Below are 22,791 nucleotides of genomic sequence, written 5' to 3'. Positions count from 1 at the left end.
ATATTGTTTCATTGAAACATTCCAACTGATTATTTTAACTTTGTTTTTTCTATCACAAACCAGAAAAATCAATATCCAATTGATTTTTAATAAATTTATATTCCCACACCTCTTAATTCAAGGTTGGCACGCCAATTGCTATATGACTATTGTTACCCTAATCTCATTACAACTGATTAACATTTTATGAGGCCGCTATGTCATCATTTAGTGCAGGACACAAATTTCGCGAGGCTATCAAGCAAGAGTCGCCATTGCAGCTTGTTGGAACGATCAATGCCAACCACGCACTCCTTGCAAAACAAGCTGGCTATAAAGCTATTTATTTATCTGGGGGTGGCGTAGCCGCAGGATCATTAGGTATGCCTGACTTAGGTATTTCAACGTTAGATGATGTTTTAATTGATATTCGACGCATTACCGACGTCTGTGACTTACCACTAATGGTTGACGCCGATATTGGCTTTGGCCCTTCCGCTTTTAACGTTGCCCGTACCGTGAAATCCTTTTGTAAAGCAGGTGCAGCAGGGTTACATATTGAAGACCAAGTGGGTGCCAAACGTTGTGGCCACCGCCCTAATAAAGAAATTGTTTCGACACAAGAAATGGTCGACCGCATCAAAGCAGCTGTTGATGCACGAACCGATGACAGTTTTGTGATTATGGCTCGAACTGATGCATTAGCGGTAGAAGGCATTGATGCCGCACTGGAACGTGCACAAGCTTACTTAGACGCAGGCGCGGACATGCTTTTCCCAGAAGCTATTACAGAACTCTCTATGTATCAAAAATTTACAAATAACACCTCTGCTCCCGTACTGGCCAATTTAACTGAATTTGGCCAAACCCCACTGTTTACTCTTGATGAATTACGCAGTGTTGGCATTGCCATCGCACTATATCCACTTTCTGCATTTCGCGCCATGAACAAAGCGGCTGAACAGGTTTATACAACATTACGTAAAGAAGGCACGCAAAAAAGTGTCATTCCGCTAATGCAAACTCGAGAAGAGCTGTATCAGAGTATTCATTATTACGATTATGAGCAAAAACTGGATGCATTATTTTCACAGAAAAAATCTTAATTTTTAATTACTTATTATTACCGAAAGTTGCATTACCTCAGTCCCCTACAAGGAATAAATGATGAATGAACAACTTAACCACACTGAAACTCCTCAATTTAAACCTAAAAAATCAGTTGCACTTTCTGGTGTAGCAGCCGGAAACACGGCCCTTTGTACCGTTGGGCGTAATGGTAATGACCTGCATTATCGCGGGTTTGATATTCACGACTTGGCAACACAATGTGAATTTGAAGAAATCGCACATTTGCTCATCCATGAAAGGCTCCCTACGGCAACTGAACTCGTTGCATACAAAGAAAAACTGCAATCCCTTCGAGGGTTACCGGCAAGCGTTAAACAGACGTTAGAATCAATACCCGCTAACGCACACCCGATGGATGTCATGCGCACAGGCGTATCAATGATGGGCTGTGTTTTACCAGAAAAAGAATCGCACCCTTTTTCTGGTGCTAGAGATATCGCTGATCGCTTATTAGCGTCATTAGGGTCGATATTGTTGTACTGGTACCACTTTAGCCACCATGGACGGCGTATTGAAACCCAAACAGATGATGATTCGATTGGTGCGCATTTCTTACACCTATTACACGGTAAAAAACCTCCTGCTCAATGGGAAAAATTCATGCATATTACGGCAATTTTATATGCGGAACATGAATTTAACGCATCCACATTTGCAGCAAGGGTTATTGCTGGGACAGGTACGGATTTTTACTCAGCGATGACAGGGGCAATTGCCGCGCTGCGTGGTCCAAAACATGGCGGCGCAAATGAAGTTTCTTTAGAAATTCAGCAACGTTATGCCTCGATGGACGAAGCGGAACACGATATTACCGCACGCATTAAAAATAGTGAGGTTATCATTGGTTTTGGCCATCCAGTTTATACCCTCGCAGACCCTCGTCATCCCATTATCAAATCTGTTGCTTTACAGTTATCAGAGCAAAGTTTAAACCGGCATCTTTATACCGTTGCGGATCGCATTGAGTCCGTGATGAAACGTGAGAAAAACATGTTTCCCAACTTAGATTGGTTTTCGGCTGTGGCTTATCACCTGATGGGCATCCCCACCGCTATGTTTACCCCGTTATTTGTTATGGCGCGTACCGCTGGCTGGTCAGCCCATATTATTGAACAACGACAAGATAATAAAATTATTCGTCCTTCAGCCAACTACATTGGGCCTGAAAATCAATTATTTACTCCTATAGAACAGCGTTAAAAGGTAACCTAATGACAACACAAACCGTGCGTTCGCAACAAATTGAATTTGATAAAGTGATCAGCGATATTGTTGATTATGTAATGGATTACCCGATTATTTCTGACCTCGCCTATGATACAGCTTATCATTGCCTGCTCGACACGCTGGGTTGCGGTATGGAATCCCTTGAATACCCCGCATGTAAAAAATTATTAGGACCTATTGTGCCAGGAACAATTGTGCCAAATGGAGCAAAAATCCCAGGCACACAATTTCAATTAGATCCTGTGCAAGGCGCTTTTAATCTTGGTACCATGTGCCGCTGGCTCGATTTTAATGACACTTGGCTTGCTGCCGAATGGGGCCATCCATCAGATAACCTTGGCGGTATTTTGGCGACGGCTGACTGGCTTTCACGTGAAAACATTGCTAAAGGCAAAGCGCCACTAGTCATTAGAGATGTTTTGACTGCATTAATTAAAGCGCATGAAATTCAAGGTTGTATTGCGTTAGAAAACGCCTTTAACCAAGTTGGCCTTGATCATGTCATTTTAGTTAAAGTAGCCTCAACTGCGGTTGTTGCACATTTATTAGGGCTGGAAAGAGATCAAATTCTCAATGCCGTTTCCCAAGCATGGATTGATGGGCACAGCTTACGTACCTACCGCCATAGCCCCAATACAGGGTCCCGTAAATCATGGGCAGCCGGTGATGCCACATCCCGTGCAGTTCGGTTGGCTTTAATGGCTCAAAAAGGAGAAATGGGCTACCCAACGGCGTTAACCGCAAAAACATGGGGCTTCTACGATGTTTTATTTAATGGACAACCACTGCGTTTTCAACGCCCTTATGGCTCATATGTCATGGAAAATGTGTTGTTTAAGATTTCTTTCCCTGCTGAGTTTCATTCCCAAACAGCGGTAGAAGCAGCTTTACAACTCTATCAAACCCTTGAGAAATTAGGGAAATCGGCACAAGATATTGAGTCTATTGCCATTCGTACCCATGAGGCTTGTATTCGTATTATTGATAAAAAAGGCCCATTAAATAACCCGGCAGATAGAGATCATTGCATCCAATATATGGTTGCTATCCCATTAATTTTTGGTCGTTTAACCGCAGCTGATTATGAAGACAATATTGCCAAAGATGCGCGTATTGATGCATTACGTGCAAAAATGTATTGCACCGAAGATGCACAGTTTACTCGAGATTATCATGATCCTGAAAAACGTTCGATTAGCAACGGGTTAACCATCACATTGAAAGATGGGCAAGTGCTTGATGAAGTTGTTATCGAATACCCAGTTGGTCACAAACGCCGCCGCAAAGAGGGTATGCCATTGTTATTGAATAAATTTAGAATTAATTTAGCAAGGCAATTCCCAGAAGCCCAACAAATTCGAATTCTAAAAGCCTCTCTCGATAAACCCATGCTAGAAAAAATGCCCGTCAATGAATATCTGGATTTGTTTGTTATTTAAGTCTAAATAATTATTAACCAGTAATTCAATTCAGCGCCTTAATATAGAGGCGCTGAATATTCACCAGCTAGATTAGAAAATAAATTGGTAACGAGTTTGGCTTCGATACACTTGTTGAGAAAGAGCAATCGAGCTGTATCGCGTGCCCCACTCCGAATGATTAATGCCGTCTGTTGGAAACTGAGTAGCCATCACTACCCCTGAATAAGGGACATACGTTCGGGTTTTCCCTGACGTTGCAAACAGATTATTTCCACTGTACACATGTAATGCAGGCTGTGTAGTGGCGATATTGAGGCACACATCACCACTTGGTGCGCTGAGGATTGCGACTGTCTGCTCACCATCAGTTAATGCGTTGTTTAATATAAACGTATGGTCATAGCCCCCAACACGACGCTGCACATCATCTTGTAAAAAATCCCGGCCAATTCGCTTACTTTGGCGAAAATCAAAATTTGTTTCTGCAACATTATGCCATTCCCCCGTTGGAATACCGTCCATATCTGTTGGCAAATATTGGTCTGCATCAATATATAAATCATGCTCTAAAGCCGTTCTAACCGAATCCTCTCCTGCTAAGTTAAAATAGATGTGATTCGCAAGGTTAACAGGGCAAGCATCGGTAGCTTGGTAGTTATGATGGATAACCACTTGATTATCTTCTGTAAGTTCATAACTCACTTCAACGTCTAACTGGCTCGGAAAACCTTGTTCGCCAGCAGGAGACGCCAAAGAAAAAATAGCTTTCTGTGGAGTTGGTTGAAAAATACCCCATATACGGTGACTAAAATTATGTTTTCCACCATGAAGGCAATGTACTCCTTGGTTACCCGTTACCTGATAATGTTGCTTATTTAGCGTAAATTGAGAGTTATTTATACGGTTAGCTACTCGCCCGACTATCGAACCAAGATATACCCCTTGCTCCATCTGTTTCGCCATATTGGGTGAACCCAAAACAACATCTCGCTTTCCTGTTGTTAACGGAAGTATACAGCTAAGCCAACTAGCTCCTAAGCTACTGAGAATAACCTTCATACCATTTTGATTCGTAAGGGCAATTACTTTTGGAGCGCGAAATGTCTGACATTGTTCTTGAGTTAACCGCATTTTTTCCTCAATCATTCAATAATCACTATAGAGTTCAAATTTGTAGAGTTTGCTACATGTTCCCTATACTTTGAACAAATACTATATTGTGCCATTATGAAACAACGTATTAATTTTCGCCTTGTTATCAACTGGATGCAATAATTAATAAGTCATTTTTATATAATAGCTTGCAATAAAAAACCGAGCCACTTTAAAGCTCGGTTCTTATCGAAAAATAAAATAAACGTATGATTAATGCTTAACATCTTTATCATAAGGGTCAAGGTGAGTCATAACATCTAAAATTAATGGGTTTTCCATCAACTTGTTACGTACATTTACCGCAATCTCATGGCCAACAGTAATACTCATATTTCCATCAAGTTCTAGATGCACATCTACTAATAAAAAATCACCCGACTTACGTGTTTTTAAATCATGATATCCCGATAACTCACTTATATTATCTAAAACAGAACGAATTTCCTGCAAAGTTTCCTCATTCGCGCCTTTATCCATTAAGTCTTGCATCGATTGATTCGTAAATTTGAACCCCATGCGAAAAACAAAAGTCCCGACAATGAGGGCAGCAATCGGGTCAAAAATACGTAAACCGCATAAACTCCCAATAATACCGATGGCAACAACTAATGAAGAAGCGGCATCAGAGCGTGCATGCCAAGCATTTGCAACTAACATACTCGAATTCACTTTGTTAGCAACATGAAGCATATATCTAAATAAACCTTCTTTTGCCACTAAAGCGATCAGTGCAGCGACCAAAGCTATGGTATGTACTTCAGGAATTAAATCTGGGTTGAGTAACTTTTCAATAGCAGACCAAACCATCCCCACACCAACAATTAATAAAATTATTCCTAATATTAATGAGGCACCATTTTCATAACGAAAATGGCCATAGGGGTGATCTTCATCAGGTTTTTTATGGCTTTTTTTATTCGCGATTAATACGACAAAATCAGCAATTAAATCAGACAAGGTATGGATACCATCAGCAACTAGCCCTGAAGAATGTGAAATAACACCAATAATTATCTGCCAAATGGATAAGAGTGTATTAACAACGACACTGATGAGTGTACTTTTCTTCGCTGCATTAAATTTTATTTGCTGTAGCTCGAGCTCACTTTTTTTCTTGGGCGAGGCATTATTCATATTCATATGATGTATTCTTTAATGAAAAACAAAATAATTATCATTCAAATAAACCTTTTAAATCAATTGGTTAATGATATTTAAAATCAATAATCGCATAGTTCCTGTTAAAAGTCTCACTAATAATTGTAAACAAAGGGTGACTCAACAATAATTATCCTTTATTTTCAAATAATTAATTATATTTACCTTAACTCTAAGCGATAAATGCGCACGTTATAGCATTTATTACTTTCCATTTAACTTATGATATATTGAAGATAAGCCTTTGTAATTAATTTCAAATAACACGAAAATGAGGTCGCTATGTATAAAAAAATCCTAGTTCCTATTGATTTGTTAGAAGATGAGTTGAACCAAGAGATCATCAAACACGTTGAGGCACTAGCGCAACTAAGCTCAGCCGAAATTCATTTTCTATCCGTTATTCCAAGTCTTGAATTATTTTTTGGTATTGAAATTGCCGCCTTACCAGAAAGCAATAAAGATTCTGCAGAACGCTCAGTTCTCGCAATGCGTGCATTAGAAGAGGTCATTAAAGATATCAAAGTTGCTGATGAACGTATTAACTGCAAAGTTGGTATTGGTTCCGCCAAAGACGAAATTTTGGATTATGCGCAAGAAATTGGTGCCGACCTAATAGTTGTTGGCTCTCATCACCCAAGCACTTCAACCTACCTATTAGGCTCCACAGCATCCGCTATTGTGCGCCATGCGAAAACATCTGTATTTGTTATTCGCTAAATTAATTGCTATAAAAAATGCCGCTAAATGCGGCATTTTCTTGAATATTTATTTATTAACTGAATCAATTAATTTATCGTCTGTAGACCAGATGCGATATTTCACTTGCATATCTTTTGGAGCGTAAACCACAATTGGTAGCTTGCTGTTATAACGCACAAATGCATCATCACCTAACTGAGTTGTCACAAAACGGTCTTTTGCCGGCTCAGAACATCCCATCATGGTAGACGCAGGGCCTTTTACTTCGTCGAGTTTATAATAATCATAACCCCAACCTTCTAATGTCTTTTTGTCTAGGTCACCCATAAACCATTGGCGGTTACAATCTGCTTTGATCGTTTTTCCAATAACTAACTCAACCATAAAGTCATTTTCATTTTGTTGCTTGGTTAATTCAATTACATGACGAGTCATACCCGATTCAGCTTTTGGATATGGCGCGATCTTTTCCAAATCTTCCGTTGCTACTGCACAAGATGAAATTAGTGCCGCTGCCATTACAGATAAAATCGCTTTTTTCATTATTTATTCCTATTTAAGAACATAAAACTAATTTTTAAAACCAGACTTTTATACATATTAAGTCATTTACGTCGTAATTATCACTATAGATGATTCTTAATTACAAAAATAGAGATAACTCAGGTAAAGCAATGTAATACGACTTAATTCTAGTAGAAAGATCATAAAACTAATAAAAATTATGTAAATTACAAGCTATTTGGATGTACAAAATGTACGCAATGTTTATACTGAATCTGAGGCTTAATACATTCTGAGGAGGTAGTATGTTATCAGCAGATCAAGATTTAGTTTCAAAATTAATCTCTACACATCCCCGTTTTCAGACTCTTTATGAAAAACACCATCAACTCGACAAAGAAATCAGTAAATTAGAAGGTCCTTCTGGAGCTGGTTACAATGAGCATGTCGCTAAGCTAAAAAAAGAAAAATTACATCTTAAAGATGAAATGCAAAAGATAATGCTCTCGAGTCAATAGCTTATCACGATAATAATATCTGGTATTTTTCTCACATAACGAAAATCACAAACTTAGCTAACATTCTAAAAATGACGATATTATATTGATTCATTTAGTCTTAGCTAAGTGGTTTTTCACACTAATATAAGAGGGTAATTTTTTACCCTCTTTTTATTGCGTCGAAAATTCACCATTTAATTGAGCTCTATCAATAAAAACACGAATAAATCATCATTAGCTAACCATTCGCCTCTTAAAATTGTATATTAAATATATGTTTTAATTCTCTAAGGACTTTCTATGGTTGGCAAACGCATTCATCGTGAAATTAAAACGATTGAAAAAATGATAAAAATCTATGAAAAAGCCTACCCTGCGCCACTAGAATCTCCTGATTTTTATCAAAAATTATTTTCCTATGCCGTTAATAGGCTAGAAAAATGCCGGTATGGGGAAGAAAAACCAGCATGTAAACAATGTCCAATCCATTGTTACCAACCCAAAATGCGGGAACAAATGAAGCTAGTTATGCGCTGGGCTGGCCCTAAAATGTTAATCCATCACCCAATACTCGCTATACGCCATTTAATTGATGATCGTAAACCTGTTCCTGATTTACCTACCAAAGTAAATAAACGCACAGCTCGGAAGCAAGAACCTCGATAAGCGTAACCATAACTCAAACTAACCCTCTACTTAAGCAAAATACAGTATAAGGAGAAGTAATAAAATACGGGTATATTAAACAATAATAAGCGAGAAAAGTAATAACAAGAAAAAACTATTTATCAAAACATATATTTAAAATACCTATCAGAGCCATCATTCAAACCTATCTACTAAAAAATGAGACTCAAGTCACATCTTAACAGCAATTACCCTCATATTAATAAATAATATCAATCGATACGATTATAAAAAAAATAAATTAAGTTAGCAATCAATTATTACATTAATGAAATTAATCAATAATAATTTTAACGAATTCTAATATCACCATTAGCATAGCTAAAATTCATATTACTATACTAAAAATGATAAGTGAGCAGAAAGTAGAAAAAAAACACATTTTATGTGTAATAAACAATAATATATTAACAACCGACTAATTTTATTAATTTAGAATTTTAATCTAAACTAATTAAAATTATAGGAATAAACAGAAAAAATACCATTTTAAAACCAATAAATACCGAGCTATTTGCAGAAAAAGATCGGAAAATATATATTTGGAAACATTTATTTATATTTGGAATTACAATGTGACACAAAATTAATCGATTTATATAATTTCAAACATACTAATAACATCCATGCTTTATATCACCAGGTGGAAATTGTTGAACATTTAATTTTGAAGTTATATTTAAATACAATTAATGAAGGTATCGTCATGCAAGTAGTAAATTCACCAAATCAATACGTAATTAAACAAATAAAAGTTAATAGTAACGCAGCTCATCACATTATCGATTTAGAAACCAAAGGGCTTTTAATCGTAGAGCAAGGCTCGGTATTACTAGAAACCCCATCTAACTCTCAACGTTTAAATGAAGGTGATATCTTATATCACAAACAAGGCGCTTACTCATTGCAGCTCGCTGAAACAACAAATTGTGATTTACTTTGGATTTCTTTAGATGATAAGTTTTTACGTAACTTCATCTCCAATCATGGTGCTGAGTTAAGTGGAATAGACCGCGGTGAAGGCTTACCATGTGATGTAATTAAATTTAATTCTTCTCCTCTCATTAACGAAATTAAAGCAAGCTTAAATGCATTTATCAATAATGAATACCCTGATGTTATCTTCTCACTCAGAGTAAGCGAGTTATTATTATTACTGAGCTACAGTGAACAAGGTGCTTTATTGTTATCTAATTTTAGACAGCTGAGTAGTCGCCAAGTAGAGCGTTTGCAATTATTTATGGAAAATAATTATCTTAAGGAGTGGAGATTAAGTGAGTTTGCACGTACTTTTGGCATGGGGTTAACAACCTTTAAAGAGCTGTTCAATACCGTTTATGCTACATCACCACGTTCTTGGATTAGTGAAAAACGTATTATGTATGCACACCAGTTATTAATTAACACAACAATGAGTATTGTTGAAGTTTCAATGGAAGCTGGTTTTTCAAGTCAATCTTACTTCACTCAAACTTATCGAAAAAGATTTGGATACACTCCGAGTCGGTCAAGAATAGCAGCTTAACCGCTCAGTAATATTCAAACTCATGCCCTGTCAGTTATAGAAATATAATCTGGCAGAACGGCAAGCAGCTCTCCCCCTTTTAAGTATTCACCTAAACTTCTTATACTTCTTATACTCCCTTTTAAATTAATACATCACAAAAAAGGTAATTTGCCTTTTCAGTGACAAATTACCTTTAAGATAAACTTAGACAAAAATTATATTATTTTGCTTTAATTATTTTCAAATCAATAATTGACATGGAGTTTGGTGGTACTTCACCAGGTATACCTTCAACACCATACCCTCCTTCAGGCTTAATATATACCTTAACCATGCCCCCTTCCCCTGCTCGTTCTACAAAGGAATTTAATGGAGCTGGTAACTGGCTATAAGGCAATGTGACAGGGTTTTGATCGGTGTACAATACTGTAACCTTACCATCCGTCAATTGTTCCCTCATAATAAAAGTTACATCTTTATTTTTGACGTCTTTTATCGGTGAGCCTGCTTGCATGATCTTATAGTAAGTGTTGTTATCGAGCTTACTGTATTTTTGAGCAGTAATTTGTTCAATAATCTTTTGGTTTTTCTTCGCATTTTCTGCAGCGATCGCTTTTAAATCTTTACTAGGCGGAACTCGTCCAGCCAAACCTGTATTCGTTTTTGATCCACTTCTCGCTTTTAATGCATCATTTTCATCTTGTAGTTGAGTTATCAATCGGTTCAAGTCCACAATTTGTAATTTTAAAGTTTCATCACTCGAAATGGATTTACGCGAATCTAACTCTGTTTGTAATTTTTTCAATTTCTCTTGTGCTAATGCTAATTCTTTCTGAGAAGTCGTTTTTAAATCACCAAAAAGCTTATTTGTGTCTGCCAGTTTTTGCTCAACCTCAGACTGTTTCTTTGTTTTAGCCGCTATATCACTTTCAAGTTTGTTAATTTTGTCTTCTTGAGACTTAGTCTGCTTAACAAATTGCTGATTTTGCTGCTCAAGTTTTCTCTTCTCATTTTCTTGGGCAGTAAGAGCATCATTAATTGATTTTTTCTCAGATTCTAACTTAGCTAAAGCTGATTCTTTCTGTTTCAATAGGGCAATCTGTTTATTTAAGTTTATTGTTAGCTCTTTAACTTGCTTGTCACTTGCTTGCCCTATTAGCGCTGTTTGTTTTTCAACATCTTTTTGTAACTTCAACAGGTCTGCGTTGGCTTGCTTCAGTTGAGCCTGAGCTGCAGCGTAATCTTGCTCTTGTTGACGAAGTTTCCCCTGCAAGTCTGCCTGCTGTTTTTCACTGTTCGCGAACTGTTTTGACAACGCATTTTGTGCGGCTTGCTGCTCGGCTAGCTGTTTTTTCGCCGCGGCCAGTTCGGCTTCTAACGCCACTTTCTCAGCCGCTTTCGCGGTTTGCTCCGCTAATGACTCCTGAATTTTATCTGCTTGTTGCGCTTTTTGCTGGAGCTCTGCGACCAACTGCTGGTTTTTCTCGGCTAACGCTTTCGCATCCGCTTGCTGTTTGGCTAAGGCGTCACGGGTGGTTTGGCTTTCGGTTTCCGCTCTCTTCAACCCGTCTTCTTTTTGCTTCAGCAACGCCAGTTGTTTGTTTAAATCCGCCGTCAGCGCTTTAACTTGCTGATCGCTGGCTTGGCTCATCAACGCGGTTTGTTTTTCCACATCCGCTTGGAGTTTTTGTAAGTCCGCCTTCGCTTGCTTCAGCTGCGCTTGTGCGGTGGCATAACTCTGCTCTTGCTGGCTAAGTTTTGCCAGCAAGTCCGCCTGCTGTTTTTCACTGTTCGCAAACTGTTTTGACAACGCATTTTGCGCGGCTTGGTGCTCGGCTAGCTGTTTTTTCGCCGCGGCCAGTTCGGCTTCTAACGCCACTTTCTCAGCCGCTTTCGCGGTTTGCTCCGCTAATGACGCCTGAATTCTATCTGCTTGTTGCGCTTTTTGCTGGAGCTCTGCGACCAACTGCTGGTTTTTCTCGGCTAACGCTTTCGCATCCGCTTGCTGTTTGGCTAAGGCGTCACGGGTGGTTTGGCTTTCGGTTTCCGCTTTCTTCAACCCGTCTTCTTTTTGCTTCAGCAACGCCAGTTGTTTGTTTAAATCCGCCGTCAGCGCTTTAACTTGCTGATCGCTGGCTTGGCTCATCAACGCGGTTTGTTTTTCCACATCCGCTTGGAGTTTTTGTAAGTCCGCCTTCGCTTGCTTCAGCTGCGCTTGTGCGGTGGCATAACTCTGCTCTTGCTGGCTGAGTTTTGCCTGCAAGTCTTCCTGTTGTTTTTCACTTTGAGCCAACTGTTTTGCTAACGTATTCTGCGTGCTTTGATATGAATTAAGCTGCTCCTGAGCCGCTTTTAATGCATTTTCTAATGCAACTTTTTGTTCTGCTTGTTCAGTTTTTTCTGCCAGGGAAGCTTGAATTTTTTCTGCTAATTGTTCTTTTTCAACCAACTGGGCTTGTAATTGCTGGTTTTGAGACTCGAGTGATTTACTTTTTTCTTGCTGAGCAACTAAAGAAGATTGAACGCCATCTTTTTCACTTTTAGCCGTTGCTAGTTCATTTTCTTTTTGTTTTAACAACTCTTTTTGCTGTAAAAGCTCAGCTGTCACTGATTTTATCTGTTCATCAGTGTTACCAACAAGTTGTAGTTGATTTTTAGCCTCTGACTCTAATTTTGCAATATCAGCTGTCAGTTGCTCAATTTTCAAATTCGCTGAGGCAAATTGCTGTTCTTTTTCTGCTAATTGCTGTTTAAGTTGGGCTTGTTCAACAACACTTTCATTTAATTGCTTTTCAAGCTGAGCAATGGTTTCTTGAGTTTGTTGATTTTCTTGGCTCAATTGCTCAAGGCTATTTTGCTTTTGCTCAATTGTTTTTTGTGCATCCGCCAATTTAGCCTTTAATGTGTCAACTAAAGACTGGTCATCTGATGAATCTACAATCGCCTGTAATTGAGCTATTTGCTCTTTATTCTTCAGAACCTCATCATTTAATTTATCAATCTCAAATTGCTTTTCGGTAATTGTATGCGTTAATTGCGCAATACTCTTATTATGATTAATGAGTTCAGAAACAAGTTGTTCATCATTGAGTAAATGATTATAGGCAATAAGTTGGCCTACTCCTTGAGCAATACCAAACTTATATAAATGAGTTAATTGCTGACGTTCAATTAATTGCGCTAACTGCTCAAGATAAGCAGAGGCATTAATACCAGTTGGCTTAGCAAATTTAGACGCATATAAGCCGAGAGGGTCAAGAACTAATTGATACTTTGCGAAATCTTTTGCTAGATAAGCAGGATCCCATTGATTGCTTTGAAAAAAATAAGGGTAAGACGACAATAAAATAGGGGCTACGCCATTTTCTGTCGTCACCGCACACACCTCAGGAAACGTCGTTTTTTCTGGCTCAGTAGGATCTGCTTTCACTACATCTGTTTTCTTTGTTGATGTAGCCGCAGATTTATTCTTCCCTGTTGCTTTGCCTTTAGTTCCTTTATTAGCTTTAGCTGCCGCAGATTTTTGTTTCTCTTTTGGCGCAGGAACAGTAGATAGCGAAGAAAAGATATCATAACCTTGGTTTTGTGTATTAACTGGCAATTGCTGCTTTTGTTCTTGCACTTTGCCTTCTTTTTCCATTTGAAGGTAAGTATCAAAATCATCAATTACATTGTTAAAGCGCTCTGCTTTTGGAGCATGACTAAAAAAAGTCGTAACAAGTGCCAGTGACACACAAAGCCTAAGGTTTATTCTCATAATCCACTAATTTTCTTCAATGTTGATTCGGTAGACAATACTGAGTTATAACGAACTTTTGCGCACAACACTTTAGTTTTGGATTCGATCGCCATTTGTAATAATTCAATTGTGTCTGGGCTAGCAGTACTTTCAACTTGTCGATATAGACGGTTGATTTCGCTAACTTCTTTAAATGAACCTACTAAGCGATTGTAATCTTTAGGTGAGAGTGTTTTGAGCGCGTTTAATTCTTTAACACACGTATTTAAATGGGCAAATGATTGCTGATCAGCACCATTTTCACCATAGCTTGTTGATGCTATTGGTGTACGACTAATGGCACTATTTAAAACTTTTTGAGATTCAGGGTATGTGTTATCAGTCTGGCCTGAATTCGTATCCGCAGTTGGTTGTGTTACTGGCTGAGCGGTACTTGCATTGACTGTCTGTTTACTTGGGGTATTCGGTGTTGCTGTATTGTATGTGTCTGAGCCAAATGTACAACCTGAAAGAAGAGCTGTACCTGCTATAAGCAAAGATGCAACATGAAATTTATTTTTTAAAAACATATGGTTACCTTACCAGCACTTTTCTTCGCTATTATAATGATGTCCAAAAAACCTAGTGTAAGCTAAAAATTAGCTATTTTCTATAAGTCCGAACGTAGAAATAGAGTCATCTCATAAATTTATGATTAACTTAACTTTAGTTTTAAAATTATTTTATTGCTATATTTTCATTAATTTTATGAGCTAATTCTCACTAGTCGTCCAATAAAGGAGTAAATTAACACCTTTTTCGGAATTTTTTATTATTTTATGTCAGATAACGATTAGGTTACTTGGTAAACCTTACTAGCAATTCAATACCTTTCAAGTAAACTCTTATTTTAGTTCTGTCATCTGAAACAATTGTTAACAAATAAAATGCTAGCTAACAAAAAATCTTATTTCATTTATCAAGCTGCTGACACATTTAAGCCTATGACATGAAAATAATCGCCATCACACCAAATATGGGTAACCTGCTTAATTCAATTCTACAGGTTAACAGTAATTAAAAATTATAAATAGAATCAATTTTTTATCAAAAAACGTATTTATAGACATTCAACTACGTAATAAAGCATAGCAGTTATCTGTCAGAATTACTTATATTAAATTGATACGATTCGTAACTCAAATTTATTTTTAATTAAAACATAGTGATTACATAGTCATAATCACTAAAAAAAAACTTTTCAGTGATTTCATTTTACGTTACTCATTTAACGTCTAGTAAATGGTGTTTTATTTTTTAACTAAAATGACCACTTGAATAAAACATGTGAAGAGTAATATTGATAGCTTATAAATATATGCCCGGAATTAACCGGGCATAATGCATTTAAGCTTTGCTAGGACGTAAAGCAGGGAATAAAATAACATCACGAATAGTATGGCTATTAGTGAATAACATCACCATACGGTCAATACCAATACCTAAACCGGCCGTTGGCGGTAAACCATGTTCTAATGCAGTAACATAGTCTTCATCATAGAACATTGCCTCATCATCACCTTCGTCTTTTTGACGAACTTGCTCAGCAAAACGCTCAGCTTGGTCTTCTGCATCATTTAATTCCGAGAAGCCGTTACCAATTTCACGGCCACCAATGAAGAATTCAAAACGGTCAGTAATGAATGGGTTGTCATCGTTACGGCGTGCTAATGGTGAAACTTCAGCTGGATACTCAGTAATAAATGTTGGCTGAATCAAGTGGCTTTCTGCAACTTCTTCAAAAATTTCACACTGAATACGGCCTAAGCCCCAGCTCTTTTCAATCTTAATACCGATAGACTGAGCAATCGCCACCGCTTTATCCATATCATCCAAATCAGCAACATTGGTTTCTGGGCGATATTTGCAAATCGCTTCTTTCATGGTGAGTTTGGCAAAAGGTTTACCAAAATCAAACTCTTGCTCGCCATACTGAACTACGGTATTACCTAATACTTTTTGTGTCAGTGTACGGAATAAATCTTCTGTCAACGCGATTAAGTCACGGTAATCCGCATAAGCCATATAGAGTTCCATCATAGTGAACTCTGGGTTATGACGTGGAGATAGCCCTTCATTACGGAAGTTACGGTTAATTTCAAATACTCGTTCAAAACCACCCACAACTAAGCGCTTGAGGTATAATTCAGGCGCAATACGCAAATACATATCGATATCTAATGCATTATGGTGAGTCACAAATGGACGTGCAGAAGCACCACCTGGAATGACTTGCATCATCGGTGTTTCCACTTCCATAAAACCGTAGCTAACCATAAAGTTACGTACTTCAGCGAGGATCTTCGAGCGAACAATAAAAGTATGACGAGATTCATCATTCGCAATTAAATCAAGGTAGCGCTGACGGTAACGTGTTTCTTGGTCTGATAGACCGTGGAATTTGTCAGGTAATGGACGCAATGCTTTGGTTAATAAACGAACTTCATGACAATGAACAGTTAACTCGCCAGTTTTGGTTTTAAACAAACGGCCTTTAGCACCTAAGATATCGCCTAAGTCCCATTTTTTAAACTGTTCGTTATAGATGCCTTCTGCCAAGTCATCACGCGATACATAAATTTGAATGCGTCCGCCAACGTCCTGTAGCGTGGCAAATGACGCTTTACCCATGATACGACGCGTCATCATACGGCCAGCAATCGATACTTCGATATTTAAGTCTTCAAGCTCTTCGGATGTTTTATCATCATATTGAGCATGAATTTTGTCGGAAATATCTTCACGACGAAAATCATTTGGAAATGGAATACCCTTTTCACGCAGTGCCGCTAATTTTTCTTTACGGGCTTTAAGTTCGTTATTCAAATCAGGTGCTTGTTCAACACCTTGTTGTTCCTGAGACATTTTTCCCTCACAGGCCAGCTTTTAAACTAGCTTCAATGAATTTATCCAAATCACCATCCAGTACGGCTTGCGTGTTACGCGTTTCCACACCAGTACGTAAATCTTTAATTCTTGCATCATCAAGGACATAAGAACGAATCTGGCTTCCCCAGCCAATATCAGACTTGTTCTCTTCCATCGCTTGCTTATCTGCATTTTTCTTTTGCATTTCCAGTTCGTATAGCTTCGCTTTTAACTGGCGCATAGCTTGGTCTTTATTTTTATGCTGCGAACGGTCATTCTGGCATTGCGTCACAATATTGGTTGGAATATGTGTGATACGTACCGCTGATTCCGTTTTGTTTACGTGCTGCCCACCAGCACCAGATGCACGGTACACATCGATACGCAAATCTGCTGGATTGATTTCGATATCAATATCATCATCAACTTCAGGATAAATAAACGCAGAACTAAAAGAAGTATGGCGACGCCCACCCGAGTCAAACGGGCTCTTACGAACCAAACGGTGAACACCCGTTTCCGTTCTTAACCATCCGTAGGCATAGTCACCAATAATTTTGACCGTTGCCGATTTTAGCCCGGCAACATCACCATCAGACTCTTCGATAATTTCGGTTTTAAAGCCCTTTGACTCGGCCCAACGCAAGTACATGCGTAATAACATACTTGCCCAATCTTGAGCCTCAGTACCGCCAGAACCCGCTTGTAAGTCAATGTAGCAGTCTGCGCTATCGTATTCGCCTGAGAACATACGACGAAATTCAAGTTGCTCTAACTTGCCTTGTAATTGCTCTAATTCAGCTTCTGCTTCATTGAATGTGTCTTCATCATCAGCTTCAACCGCTAGCTCTAATAAACCTTCAACATCTTCAAGGCCTTGCATCATCTGGTCAATCGTTTCAACAATTGCCTCAAGCGATGAGCGTTCTTTACCAAGGGCTTGTGCTCTCTCGGGTTCATTCCAGACATCTGGCTGTTCAAGCTCAGCGTTGACTTCTTCTAAGCGTTCTTTCTTGGCATCATAGTCAAAGATACCCCCTCAGAACCACTGTCCGTTCAGACAGGTCCTGAATCTTACTTTTTACTGGGTTTATTTCAAACGTCATTTTTCAATATCTTATGGTTAGTCAAAAATAATTTTTTATTCACAAACCGCTTAGTATAGCGGAATTTATCTCATGTTTATAGCGCCATCAAACGCTATTTACTGGTTATTCTTCTGGTTTATTACCAGCTTAATCCGGCCAAATATGCTCAATCATTAATTGTACGTTTCTTTGGCCACGATATTCGTTTACGTCTAATTTAAAGGCTATTTTAGCTTTTTTGATACTGTTGTCTGGCCACCTACGGACATCAATATTAAACATGATTGCATCTAACATTGGCCCACCATTCACAGGCTCTAGCATCAGTTTCAGATGACGTTCACCAACAAGCCTTTGCTGCAATAATTGAAACTCGCCATCAAAAATAGGTTCTGGAAATGCTTGCCCCCACGGGCCACTTTCTCGAATAAGTTCAGCCGTTTCTAAACAAAACTCATGGCGAGAAAGTTCACCATCACTCCAGATCACCCCAGCTAATTGCTCAGGTTGAACTAATTCACCCATCAATAATTCGAAATGATGTTTAAAGGCGTCAAATTGATCAACATGTAAAGTTAAACCTGCAGCCATTGCATGCCCACCAAATTTTTGCATGATACCGGGTTGTAACGTATTTAATCGTTCTAGTACATCCCGCATATGAACACCTTGAATAGAGCGGCCAGAACCTTTTAATAAACCATCACCAGCAGGGGCAAATGCGATAACCGGACGATGATATTGTTCTTTGATCCTTGAAGCGAGTATACCGACAACACCTTGATGCCATTCAGGATGATATATGGCTAAGCCATTCGGTAACTGGTTTTCACCGTATTCGAATTGATTAAAAAGCACGAGTGCTTCTTGTTGCATACCCGCTTCAATCTCACGACGAGTTTGATTTAACCCATCTAACTCATTCGCCAGTTCCCTTGCATATGCCATATCGTCTGTCAGTAATAATTCAATACTCACTGACATATCATCTAATCGACCTGCCGCGTTTAATCTAGGACCAAGAGCAAAACCAAAATCATTTGCCACTAACCTAGATAAATCGCGGTTGGAAACCTCAACGAGGGCTTTAATTCCCGCGCAACAACGCCCTGCTCTAACACGATTTAGCCCTTGGTGAACTAAAATACGGTTATTGGTATCAAGAGGCACCACATCGGCAACGGTTCCCAATGCAACCAAATCAAGGTATTCGGCTAAATTAGGCTCTGCAAGCCCTTGTTTCGCAAACCATCCTTGCTGACGTAAATACGCACGTAAGGCTGACATTAAATAAAATGTGACACCTACCCCCGCTAATGATTTAGATGCAAAGCAACATTCATTTAAGTTCGGGTTGATTATCGCATCCGCAGCAGGCAACGTTTCCCCCGGCAGATGGTGGTCGGTAATAATTACATTCATTCCATAATGATTAGTGGCACCAACCCCTTCATGAGATGAAATGCCATTATCAACCGTTATAATGAGATTTGTTCCACGTTTACGGGCTTCTTCAACAACCAATGGCGTTAAACCATAGCCATTTTCAAAACGGTTCGGAACGATATAGTTGATATTTCTATATCCCATTGATTTTAAAGCTCGAATAGCTAATGCCGTACTTGTTGCTCCGTCGGCATCAAAATCACCAACAATAGTAATAGCTTCATGCTCAATTAGTGCGCGATAAAGTAGTGGTAATGCCTTATCAACACCCGATAATGACCGATAATCCAATAAATTAGCCGCTTTACGCTCTAACTGAGTTATGTCCGTGATGCCTCGGTGTTGGTAAATCCGTTGTAAAAGTTCAGGCAAGCCAGGAAGTTGAGCCGCAGAGCTTTGTTGCTGTCTTTGTTGTAAGAGCGTTTCTACATTCACAATAATTAACTATTTTTGGTTGAGTAATTGAACAAGGGCATCCGGTTTCATATAACCAGGTAGCATTTGCCCATCAGGTAGGATGATTGCTGGGGTTCCCGTCACTTTGAATAAATTACCCACACTCATATGCTTACTTAGGTCAATTTTGCAGTCATCAATGATCGCAACGTCCTCACCTTTAAACGCTTGAGTTAATGCCTTTTGTTGTAGGCCATTACACCAGATAGACGCCATTTTTTTCCCTACGTCACTATCTGCGCCTTGGCGTGGATAAGCCAGATAACGCACTGTGACACCTTGGCGGTTTAATTCATCAACAGACTCATGTAATTTCTTACAATAACCACAGCTAATATCGGTAAAAACGGTCACAACATACTTTTCTTGGGGAGCTTTAAAGATAATCATTTCATCTTTTAGCGCCTCTACTTTTTTCAATAACGGCTGGTTACTGATATTAACCGGGTTTTTACCGCTCATATCATAAATTGGCCCTTGCAATAAATACTTGCCGTCATCTGTGATGTATACAACGCCAGTTGATGTTTCAACCACATTCAGCCCAACAATGGGTGAAGGTTTAATCACCTCAACAACCATATTGTATTTTTCCAATGTATCACGGATAACTTTTTCTTCCGTTGCCCCATAGACTGTGGAAGTAAACGACGCAATACATGCGGCAGCCAATAATAACAATTTGCGTTTCATAGATAGTCCTTTAATCATGCATCACCCCCTTGGATGATGCTGCTCATGCAATACTCGTAACCGCTCAGTCGCAACATGAGTATAAATTTGTGTGGTTGATAGATCGCTATGACCTAACAACATTTGTACCACGCGTAAATCGGCCCCATGGTTGAGTAAATGGGTGGCAAAAGCGTGTCTTAGAACATGCGGTGAGAGTAGCTCACTGTCAATATGAGCAAGTACGGCATAATATTTTATTCGGTGCCAAAACGTTTGCCGAGTCATTTTCGTGCCACGTTTACTTGGGAATAGAATATCGCTCGTTTTGCCATTTAATAAATCAGGGCGACCTTCATCAATGTATTTCTCTAGCCAATATATTGCCTCTTCCCCCAAGGGAATCAATCTTTCTTTATCGCCTTTACCGACAACACGAATAACTCCCTGCCGCAAACTTATATCTGAGAACGTTAAACCGATTAATTCAGATACACGCAAACCACAGGCATATAACACTTCTAACATGGCTTTATCACGTAGCTCTAAAGCATCTTCGGTAGCAGGGGCGTTTAATAAATCTTCAACTTGTTTTTCACTTAAATCTTTGGGTAAACGCTGCGGAATTTTGGGTGCAGCAATGACCGCGGAGGGGTCATCCAGGCGAATTTTTTCCCGATACAAATATTGAAATAACCGACGCATCGCACTTAATAAACGTGCTGAACTGGTTGCTTTATATCCACAATCAATGCGTTCAGCAAAAAAAGATTGTAAGTCAATGGATTGAACATTTTCTAAATGCAACTGGTGAGCATCAAGCCATTTATCTAATAATTGAAGATCATTACGATAAGAAGCTAATGTATTTTCAGCAAGATCTTGTTCAAGCCAGATTGTATCAAGAAATTGTTCAATTAATGGATTAAGTTGTTTTGTTTCCACGACAGATCTACTTCCTTTCGATAATACCACACGATTCTATTATGCCTGAATGTGCCGGCTTCTGTTACAATACATCTCTTGTGATGAAAACCATAGCTGGACATAGTAATAATATATATGAAAATAGGTCTTTTTTACGGTTCTAGTACCTGTTATACCGAAATGGTTGCAGAAAAAATACGTGATATTCTCGGCGATGATTTCGTCACACTGCATAACGTTAACGATACACCGCCGGCAGAAATGGAACAGTATGATGTTCTTATTTTGGGAATACCTACGTGGGATTTTGGTGAAATACAAGAAGATTGGCTTGAAATTTGGGAAGCGCTTCCCAATCTTAACCTCGCAAATAAAATCATTGCGATGTATGGTCTTGGTGACCAAATAGATTATGGCGAGTGGTTTCTTGATGCCCTTGGCATGCTCTACCATCAACTAAAACCAACTGGTGCTAAATTCGTTGGCTTCTGGCCGACCGAAGGCTATACCTTTGATAGCCCTAAACCACTCAATGAAACCGGTGATATGTTTGTGGGGCTTGCATTAGATGAAGTTCACCAGTTTGAACAGACCGATGAACGCATCGCACAATGGTGTGTACAGATTTTTCAGGAAATTGAAGCTCTATTATAATACAAACTGATGTTTGCTTGCTCATCGATAACCCAAAGTGAGCGGCACCTAGCGGTATTTAGGCCACCAATTCGGTTGATCTTGGTAGCCTAGATATCAGGGTATTGCAGCAATAACTGGTTTAAATTACGCCAATTTTCCTCCGAAAGTGCGTCTTTAGCTACCCATAAATGGATCTTTTGCGGTTTGCCTTGTAACGCTTCTAATGTCAGCAATATACCGTAACGAGTAAGCCAAGGTGCTTTCAGTATTCGCCACTCGTTTTTCTTCCACTGAAGCTTATTGCCATTAACCAGTACAGCAACCCCTTTTATTTTACTGATATTTTTCTGACTCTTTGCCCAACTCGCAACGACAACCACTAGTAGCGGCAGCCATATCATTGAGTTACCAGGAGACCATGGAGTCAGAAGCAAAAACATCCCAATGACCCCATGAACACAGGTTGAGAACAATTGAGTTTTCCATGAAATGGAGAGATTAGATTTCCACAGGACCACGATTTTTATTTTTTTCCTGAATCAGTTTAATCATACGAAAAAGTTCGTCATCATCTGGGCGGCCATGATTCATTAACCAGTTGAATAAGTCAGGGTCCGCACATTCTAATAATCGAACAAATACCTGCTTATCTTGGGTTGTCAGGTTATCATATTCATACTCAAAAAACGGCATGATTGAAATATCTAATTCACGCATACCACGGCGGCATGCCCAATGAATTCGCGCTTTATTCTCAATATCCATTTTACTACGGCCTTTTTTGCAGTTAACTGATTAGATTGATTATTTTCCATACTCTAACAGATTATCCGCCAAGAAAACATGTTATAGACTACATAGTTGTAATTTTAGTAGTAAAATACCGTTTTTCTACAAACAGCTGATGAAAAACTATTAGATAATACAGGTTCATCATAATAACTACTTG

At 38.8% G+C, this 22,791-nt stretch carries 20 protein-coding genes; 8 read left to right on the top strand and 12 right to left on the bottom strand.

Annotated features, from left to right (window positions below; translation table 11 throughout):
- Positions 1 to 197 precede the first annotated feature (197 nt).
- The 3 genes from prpB to ACU696_RS08720 all read left to right on the top strand — a co-directional run bounded on the left by prpB (position 198) and on the right by ACU696_RS08720 (position 3,776).
- Positions 198 to 1,085, top strand: a complete 888-nt coding sequence (gene prpB, locus ACU696_RS08730; protein ID WP_115166899.1) for a methylisocitrate lyase — start codon at positions 198 to 200, stop codon at positions 1,083 to 1,085.
- A gap of 61 nt (positions 1,086 to 1,146) precedes the next feature.
- Positions 1,147 to 2,310: a bifunctional 2-methylcitrate synthase/citrate synthase gene (prpC, locus tag ACU696_RS08725; RefSeq protein ID WP_004912990.1), complete on the top strand. Its 1,164-nt coding sequence runs from the start codon at positions 1,147 to 1,149 to the stop codon at positions 2,308 to 2,310.
- Between the two features lie 11 nt (positions 2,311 to 2,321).
- Positions 2,322 to 3,776, top strand: a complete 1,455-nt coding sequence (locus ACU696_RS08720; protein WP_004912992.1) for a bifunctional 2-methylcitrate dehydratase/aconitate hydratase — start codon at positions 2,322 to 2,324, stop codon at positions 3,774 to 3,776.
- 72 nt (positions 3,777 to 3,848) lie between these two features.
- On the opposite strand, the gene ACU696_RS08715 is transcribed toward ACU696_RS08720, so the two are convergent.
- Both ACU696_RS08715 and ACU696_RS08710 read right to left on the bottom strand, forming a co-directional pair.
- Complete coding sequence (locus tag ACU696_RS08715; protein WP_209101950.1) at positions 3,849 to 4,889, bottom strand: galactose-1-epimerase; 1,041 nt, start codon at positions 4,887 to 4,889, stop codon at positions 3,849 to 3,851.
- A gap of 234 nt (positions 4,890 to 5,123) precedes the next feature.
- Positions 5,124 to 6,053 (bottom strand): cation diffusion facilitator family transporter, encoded by a 930-nt coding sequence (locus ACU696_RS08710; protein ID WP_004912996.1) that lies wholly within the window; start codon positions 6,051 to 6,053, stop codon positions 5,124 to 5,126.
- 300 nt (positions 6,054 to 6,353) lie between these two features.
- Between ACU696_RS08710 and ACU696_RS08705 the strand changes: the two genes are divergently transcribed.
- Positions 6,354 to 6,791, top strand: coding sequence for a universal stress protein (locus tag ACU696_RS08705; RefSeq protein ID WP_004912997.1), 438 nt, complete (start codon positions 6,354 to 6,356; stop codon positions 6,789 to 6,791).
- A gap of 48 nt (positions 6,792 to 6,839) precedes the next feature.
- Here the strand turns inward: ACU696_RS08705 and eco are convergent, their stop codons facing one another.
- The gene (gene eco / locus ACU696_RS08700; protein ID WP_004913002.1) at positions 6,840 to 7,316 is read right to left on the bottom strand and encodes a serine protease inhibitor ecotin; all 477 of its coding nucleotides are present in this window, start codon (positions 7,314 to 7,316) and stop codon (positions 6,840 to 6,842) included.
- Positions 7,317 to 7,582: 266 nt separating this feature from the next.
- Here eco and ACU696_RS08695 point away from each other — a divergent pair, with 266 nt between their 5' ends.
- From ACU696_RS08695 to ACU696_RS08685, 3 genes are all read left to right on the top strand, one after another.
- The gene (locus ACU696_RS08695; protein ID WP_004261774.1) at positions 7,583 to 7,795 is read left to right on the top strand and encodes a DUF465 domain-containing protein; all 213 of its coding nucleotides are present in this window, start codon (positions 7,583 to 7,585) and stop codon (positions 7,793 to 7,795) included.
- A 282-nt stretch (positions 7,796 to 8,077) separates the two neighbouring features.
- Entirely contained in the window at positions 8,078 to 8,443 is a 366-nt protein-coding gene (locus tag ACU696_RS08690; protein ID WP_004913005.1) for a nitrous oxide-stimulated promoter family protein, read from the top strand.
- A 727-nt stretch (positions 8,444 to 9,170) separates the two neighbouring features.
- The gene (locus ACU696_RS08685; RefSeq protein ID WP_115168261.1) at positions 9,171 to 9,989 is read left to right on the top strand and encodes a helix-turn-helix transcriptional regulator; all 819 of its coding nucleotides are present in this window, start codon (positions 9,171 to 9,173) and stop codon (positions 9,987 to 9,989) included.
- A gap of 202 nt (positions 9,990 to 10,191) precedes the next feature.
- Here the strand turns inward: ACU696_RS08685 and ACU696_RS08680 are convergent, their stop codons facing one another.
- The 7 genes from ACU696_RS08680 to xerD all read right to left on the bottom strand — a co-directional run bounded on the left by ACU696_RS08680 (position 10,192) and on the right by xerD (position 21,224).
- Positions 10,192 to 13,704 (bottom strand): hypothetical protein, encoded by a 3,513-nt coding sequence (locus ACU696_RS08680; RefSeq protein ID WP_447343061.1) that lies wholly within the window; start codon positions 13,702 to 13,704, stop codon positions 10,192 to 10,194.
- 20 nt (positions 13,705 to 13,724) lie between these two features.
- Entirely contained in the window at positions 13,725 to 14,279 is a 555-nt protein-coding gene (locus tag ACU696_RS08675; protein ID WP_109912911.1) for a hypothetical protein, read from the bottom strand.
- Positions 14,280 to 15,096: 817 nt separating this feature from the next.
- Positions 15,097 to 16,614 (bottom strand): lysine--tRNA ligase, encoded by a 1,518-nt coding sequence (gene lysS, locus ACU696_RS08670; RefSeq protein ID WP_115166895.1) that lies wholly within the window; start codon positions 16,612 to 16,614, stop codon positions 15,097 to 15,099.
- A gap of 7 nt (positions 16,615 to 16,621) precedes the next feature.
- A protein-coding gene (gene prfB, locus ACU696_RS08665; protein ID WP_109912913.1) for a peptide chain release factor 2 occupies positions 16,622 to 17,723 on the bottom strand; the annotation gives its coding sequence in 2 pieces (ribosomal slippage) (positions 16,622 to 17,644 and positions 17,646 to 17,723; 1,101 coding nt in all).
- A 129-nt stretch (positions 17,724 to 17,852) separates the two neighbouring features.
- Positions 17,853 to 19,586: a single-stranded-DNA-specific exonuclease RecJ gene (gene recJ / locus ACU696_RS08660; protein ID WP_209101948.1), complete on the bottom strand. Its 1,734-nt coding sequence runs from the start codon at positions 19,584 to 19,586 to the stop codon at positions 17,853 to 17,855.
- Positions 19,587 to 19,595: 9 nt separating this feature from the next.
- Positions 19,596 to 20,300 carry a bifunctional protein-disulfide isomerase/oxidoreductase DsbC gene (gene dsbC / locus ACU696_RS08655; RefSeq protein ID WP_109912946.1) on the bottom strand — a complete coding sequence of 235 codons (705 nt, stop codon included), beginning with the start codon at positions 20,298 to 20,300 and terminating at the stop codon, positions 19,596 to 19,598.
- Between the two features lie 21 nt (positions 20,301 to 20,321).
- Positions 20,322 to 21,224 carry a site-specific tyrosine recombinase XerD gene (gene xerD / locus ACU696_RS08650; RefSeq protein WP_109912915.1) on the bottom strand — a complete coding sequence of 301 codons (903 nt, stop codon included), beginning with the start codon at positions 21,222 to 21,224 and terminating at the stop codon, positions 20,322 to 20,324.
- A gap of 117 nt (positions 21,225 to 21,341) precedes the next feature.
- Here xerD and fldB point away from each other — a divergent pair, with 117 nt between their 5' ends.
- Positions 21,342 to 21,860 carry a flavodoxin FldB gene (gene fldB / locus ACU696_RS08645; protein WP_004913034.1) on the top strand — a complete coding sequence of 173 codons (519 nt, stop codon included), beginning with the start codon at positions 21,342 to 21,344 and terminating at the stop codon, positions 21,858 to 21,860.
- A gap of 89 nt (positions 21,861 to 21,949) precedes the next feature.
- Here fldB and ACU696_RS08640 read toward each other — a convergent pair whose 3' ends face one another.
- Together ACU696_RS08640 and sdhE are read right to left on the bottom strand one after the other, a co-directional pair.
- On the bottom strand, positions 21,950 to 22,360 hold the full coding sequence (locus ACU696_RS08640) for a protein YgfX (RefSeq protein WP_042851636.1): 411 nt from the start codon (positions 22,358 to 22,360) through the stop codon (positions 21,950 to 21,952).
- Positions 22,341 to 22,607, bottom strand: a complete 267-nt coding sequence (gene sdhE, locus ACU696_RS08635; RefSeq protein WP_004913039.1) for an FAD assembly factor SdhE — start codon at positions 22,605 to 22,607, stop codon at positions 22,341 to 22,343. Before sdhE ends, ACU696_RS08640 begins: the two co-directional genes overlap by 20 nt.
- Positions 22,608 to 22,791: the final 184 nt, after the last annotated feature.

It is taken from the genome of Providencia sp. PROV_01 (genome assembly GCF_053098325.1).
This window is presented reverse-complemented; position numbering and strand designations above follow the sequence as displayed.

Bases quoted from the DNA above. Each gene is read 5' to 3' on its own strand.
- prpB (WP_115166899.1), top strand. From the start codon at position 198: ATGTCATCATTTAGTGCAGGACACAAATTTCGCGAGGCTATCAAGCAA.
- prpC (WP_004912990.1), top strand. From the start codon at position 1,147: ATGAATGAACAACTTAACCACACTGAAACTCCTCAATTTAAACCTAAA.
- ACU696_RS08720 (WP_004912992.1), top strand. From the start codon at position 2,322: ATGACAACACAAACCGTGCGTTCGCAACAAATTGAATTTGATAAAGTG.
- ACU696_RS08715 (WP_209101950.1), bottom strand. From the start codon at position 4,889: ATGCGGTTAACTCAAGAACAATGTCAGACATTTCGCGCTCCAAAAGTA.
- ACU696_RS08710 (WP_004912996.1), bottom strand. From the start codon at position 6,053: ATGAATATGAATAATGCCTCGCCCAAGAAAAAAAGTGAGCTCGAGCTA.
- ACU696_RS08705 (WP_004912997.1), top strand. From the start codon at position 6,354: ATGTATAAAAAAATCCTAGTTCCTATTGATTTGTTAGAAGATGAGTTG.
- eco (WP_004913002.1), bottom strand. From the start codon at position 7,316: ATGAAAAAAGCGATTTTATCTGTAATGGCAGCGGCACTAATTTCATCT.
- ACU696_RS08695 (WP_004261774.1), top strand. From the start codon at position 7,583: ATGTTATCAGCAGATCAAGATTTAGTTTCAAAATTAATCTCTACACAT.
- ACU696_RS08690 (WP_004913005.1), top strand. From the start codon at position 8,078: ATGGTTGGCAAACGCATTCATCGTGAAATTAAAACGATTGAAAAAATG.
- ACU696_RS08685 (WP_115168261.1), top strand. From the start codon at position 9,171: ATGCAAGTAGTAAATTCACCAAATCAATACGTAATTAAACAAATAAAA.
- ACU696_RS08675 (WP_109912911.1), bottom strand. From the start codon at position 14,279: ATGTTTTTAAAAAATAAATTTCATGTTGCATCTTTGCTTATAGCAGGT.
- lysS (WP_115166895.1), bottom strand. From the start codon at position 16,614: ATGTCTCAGGAACAACAAGGTGTTGAACAAGCACCTGATTTGAATAAC.
- dsbC (WP_109912946.1), bottom strand. From the start codon at position 20,300: ATGAAACGCAAATTGTTATTATTGGCTGCCGCATGTATTGCGTCGTTT.
- fldB (WP_004913034.1), top strand. From the start codon at position 21,342: ATGAAAATAGGTCTTTTTTACGGTTCTAGTACCTGTTATACCGAAATG.
- sdhE (WP_004913039.1), bottom strand. From the start codon at position 22,607: ATGGATATTGAGAATAAAGCGCGAATTCATTGGGCATGCCGCCGTGGT.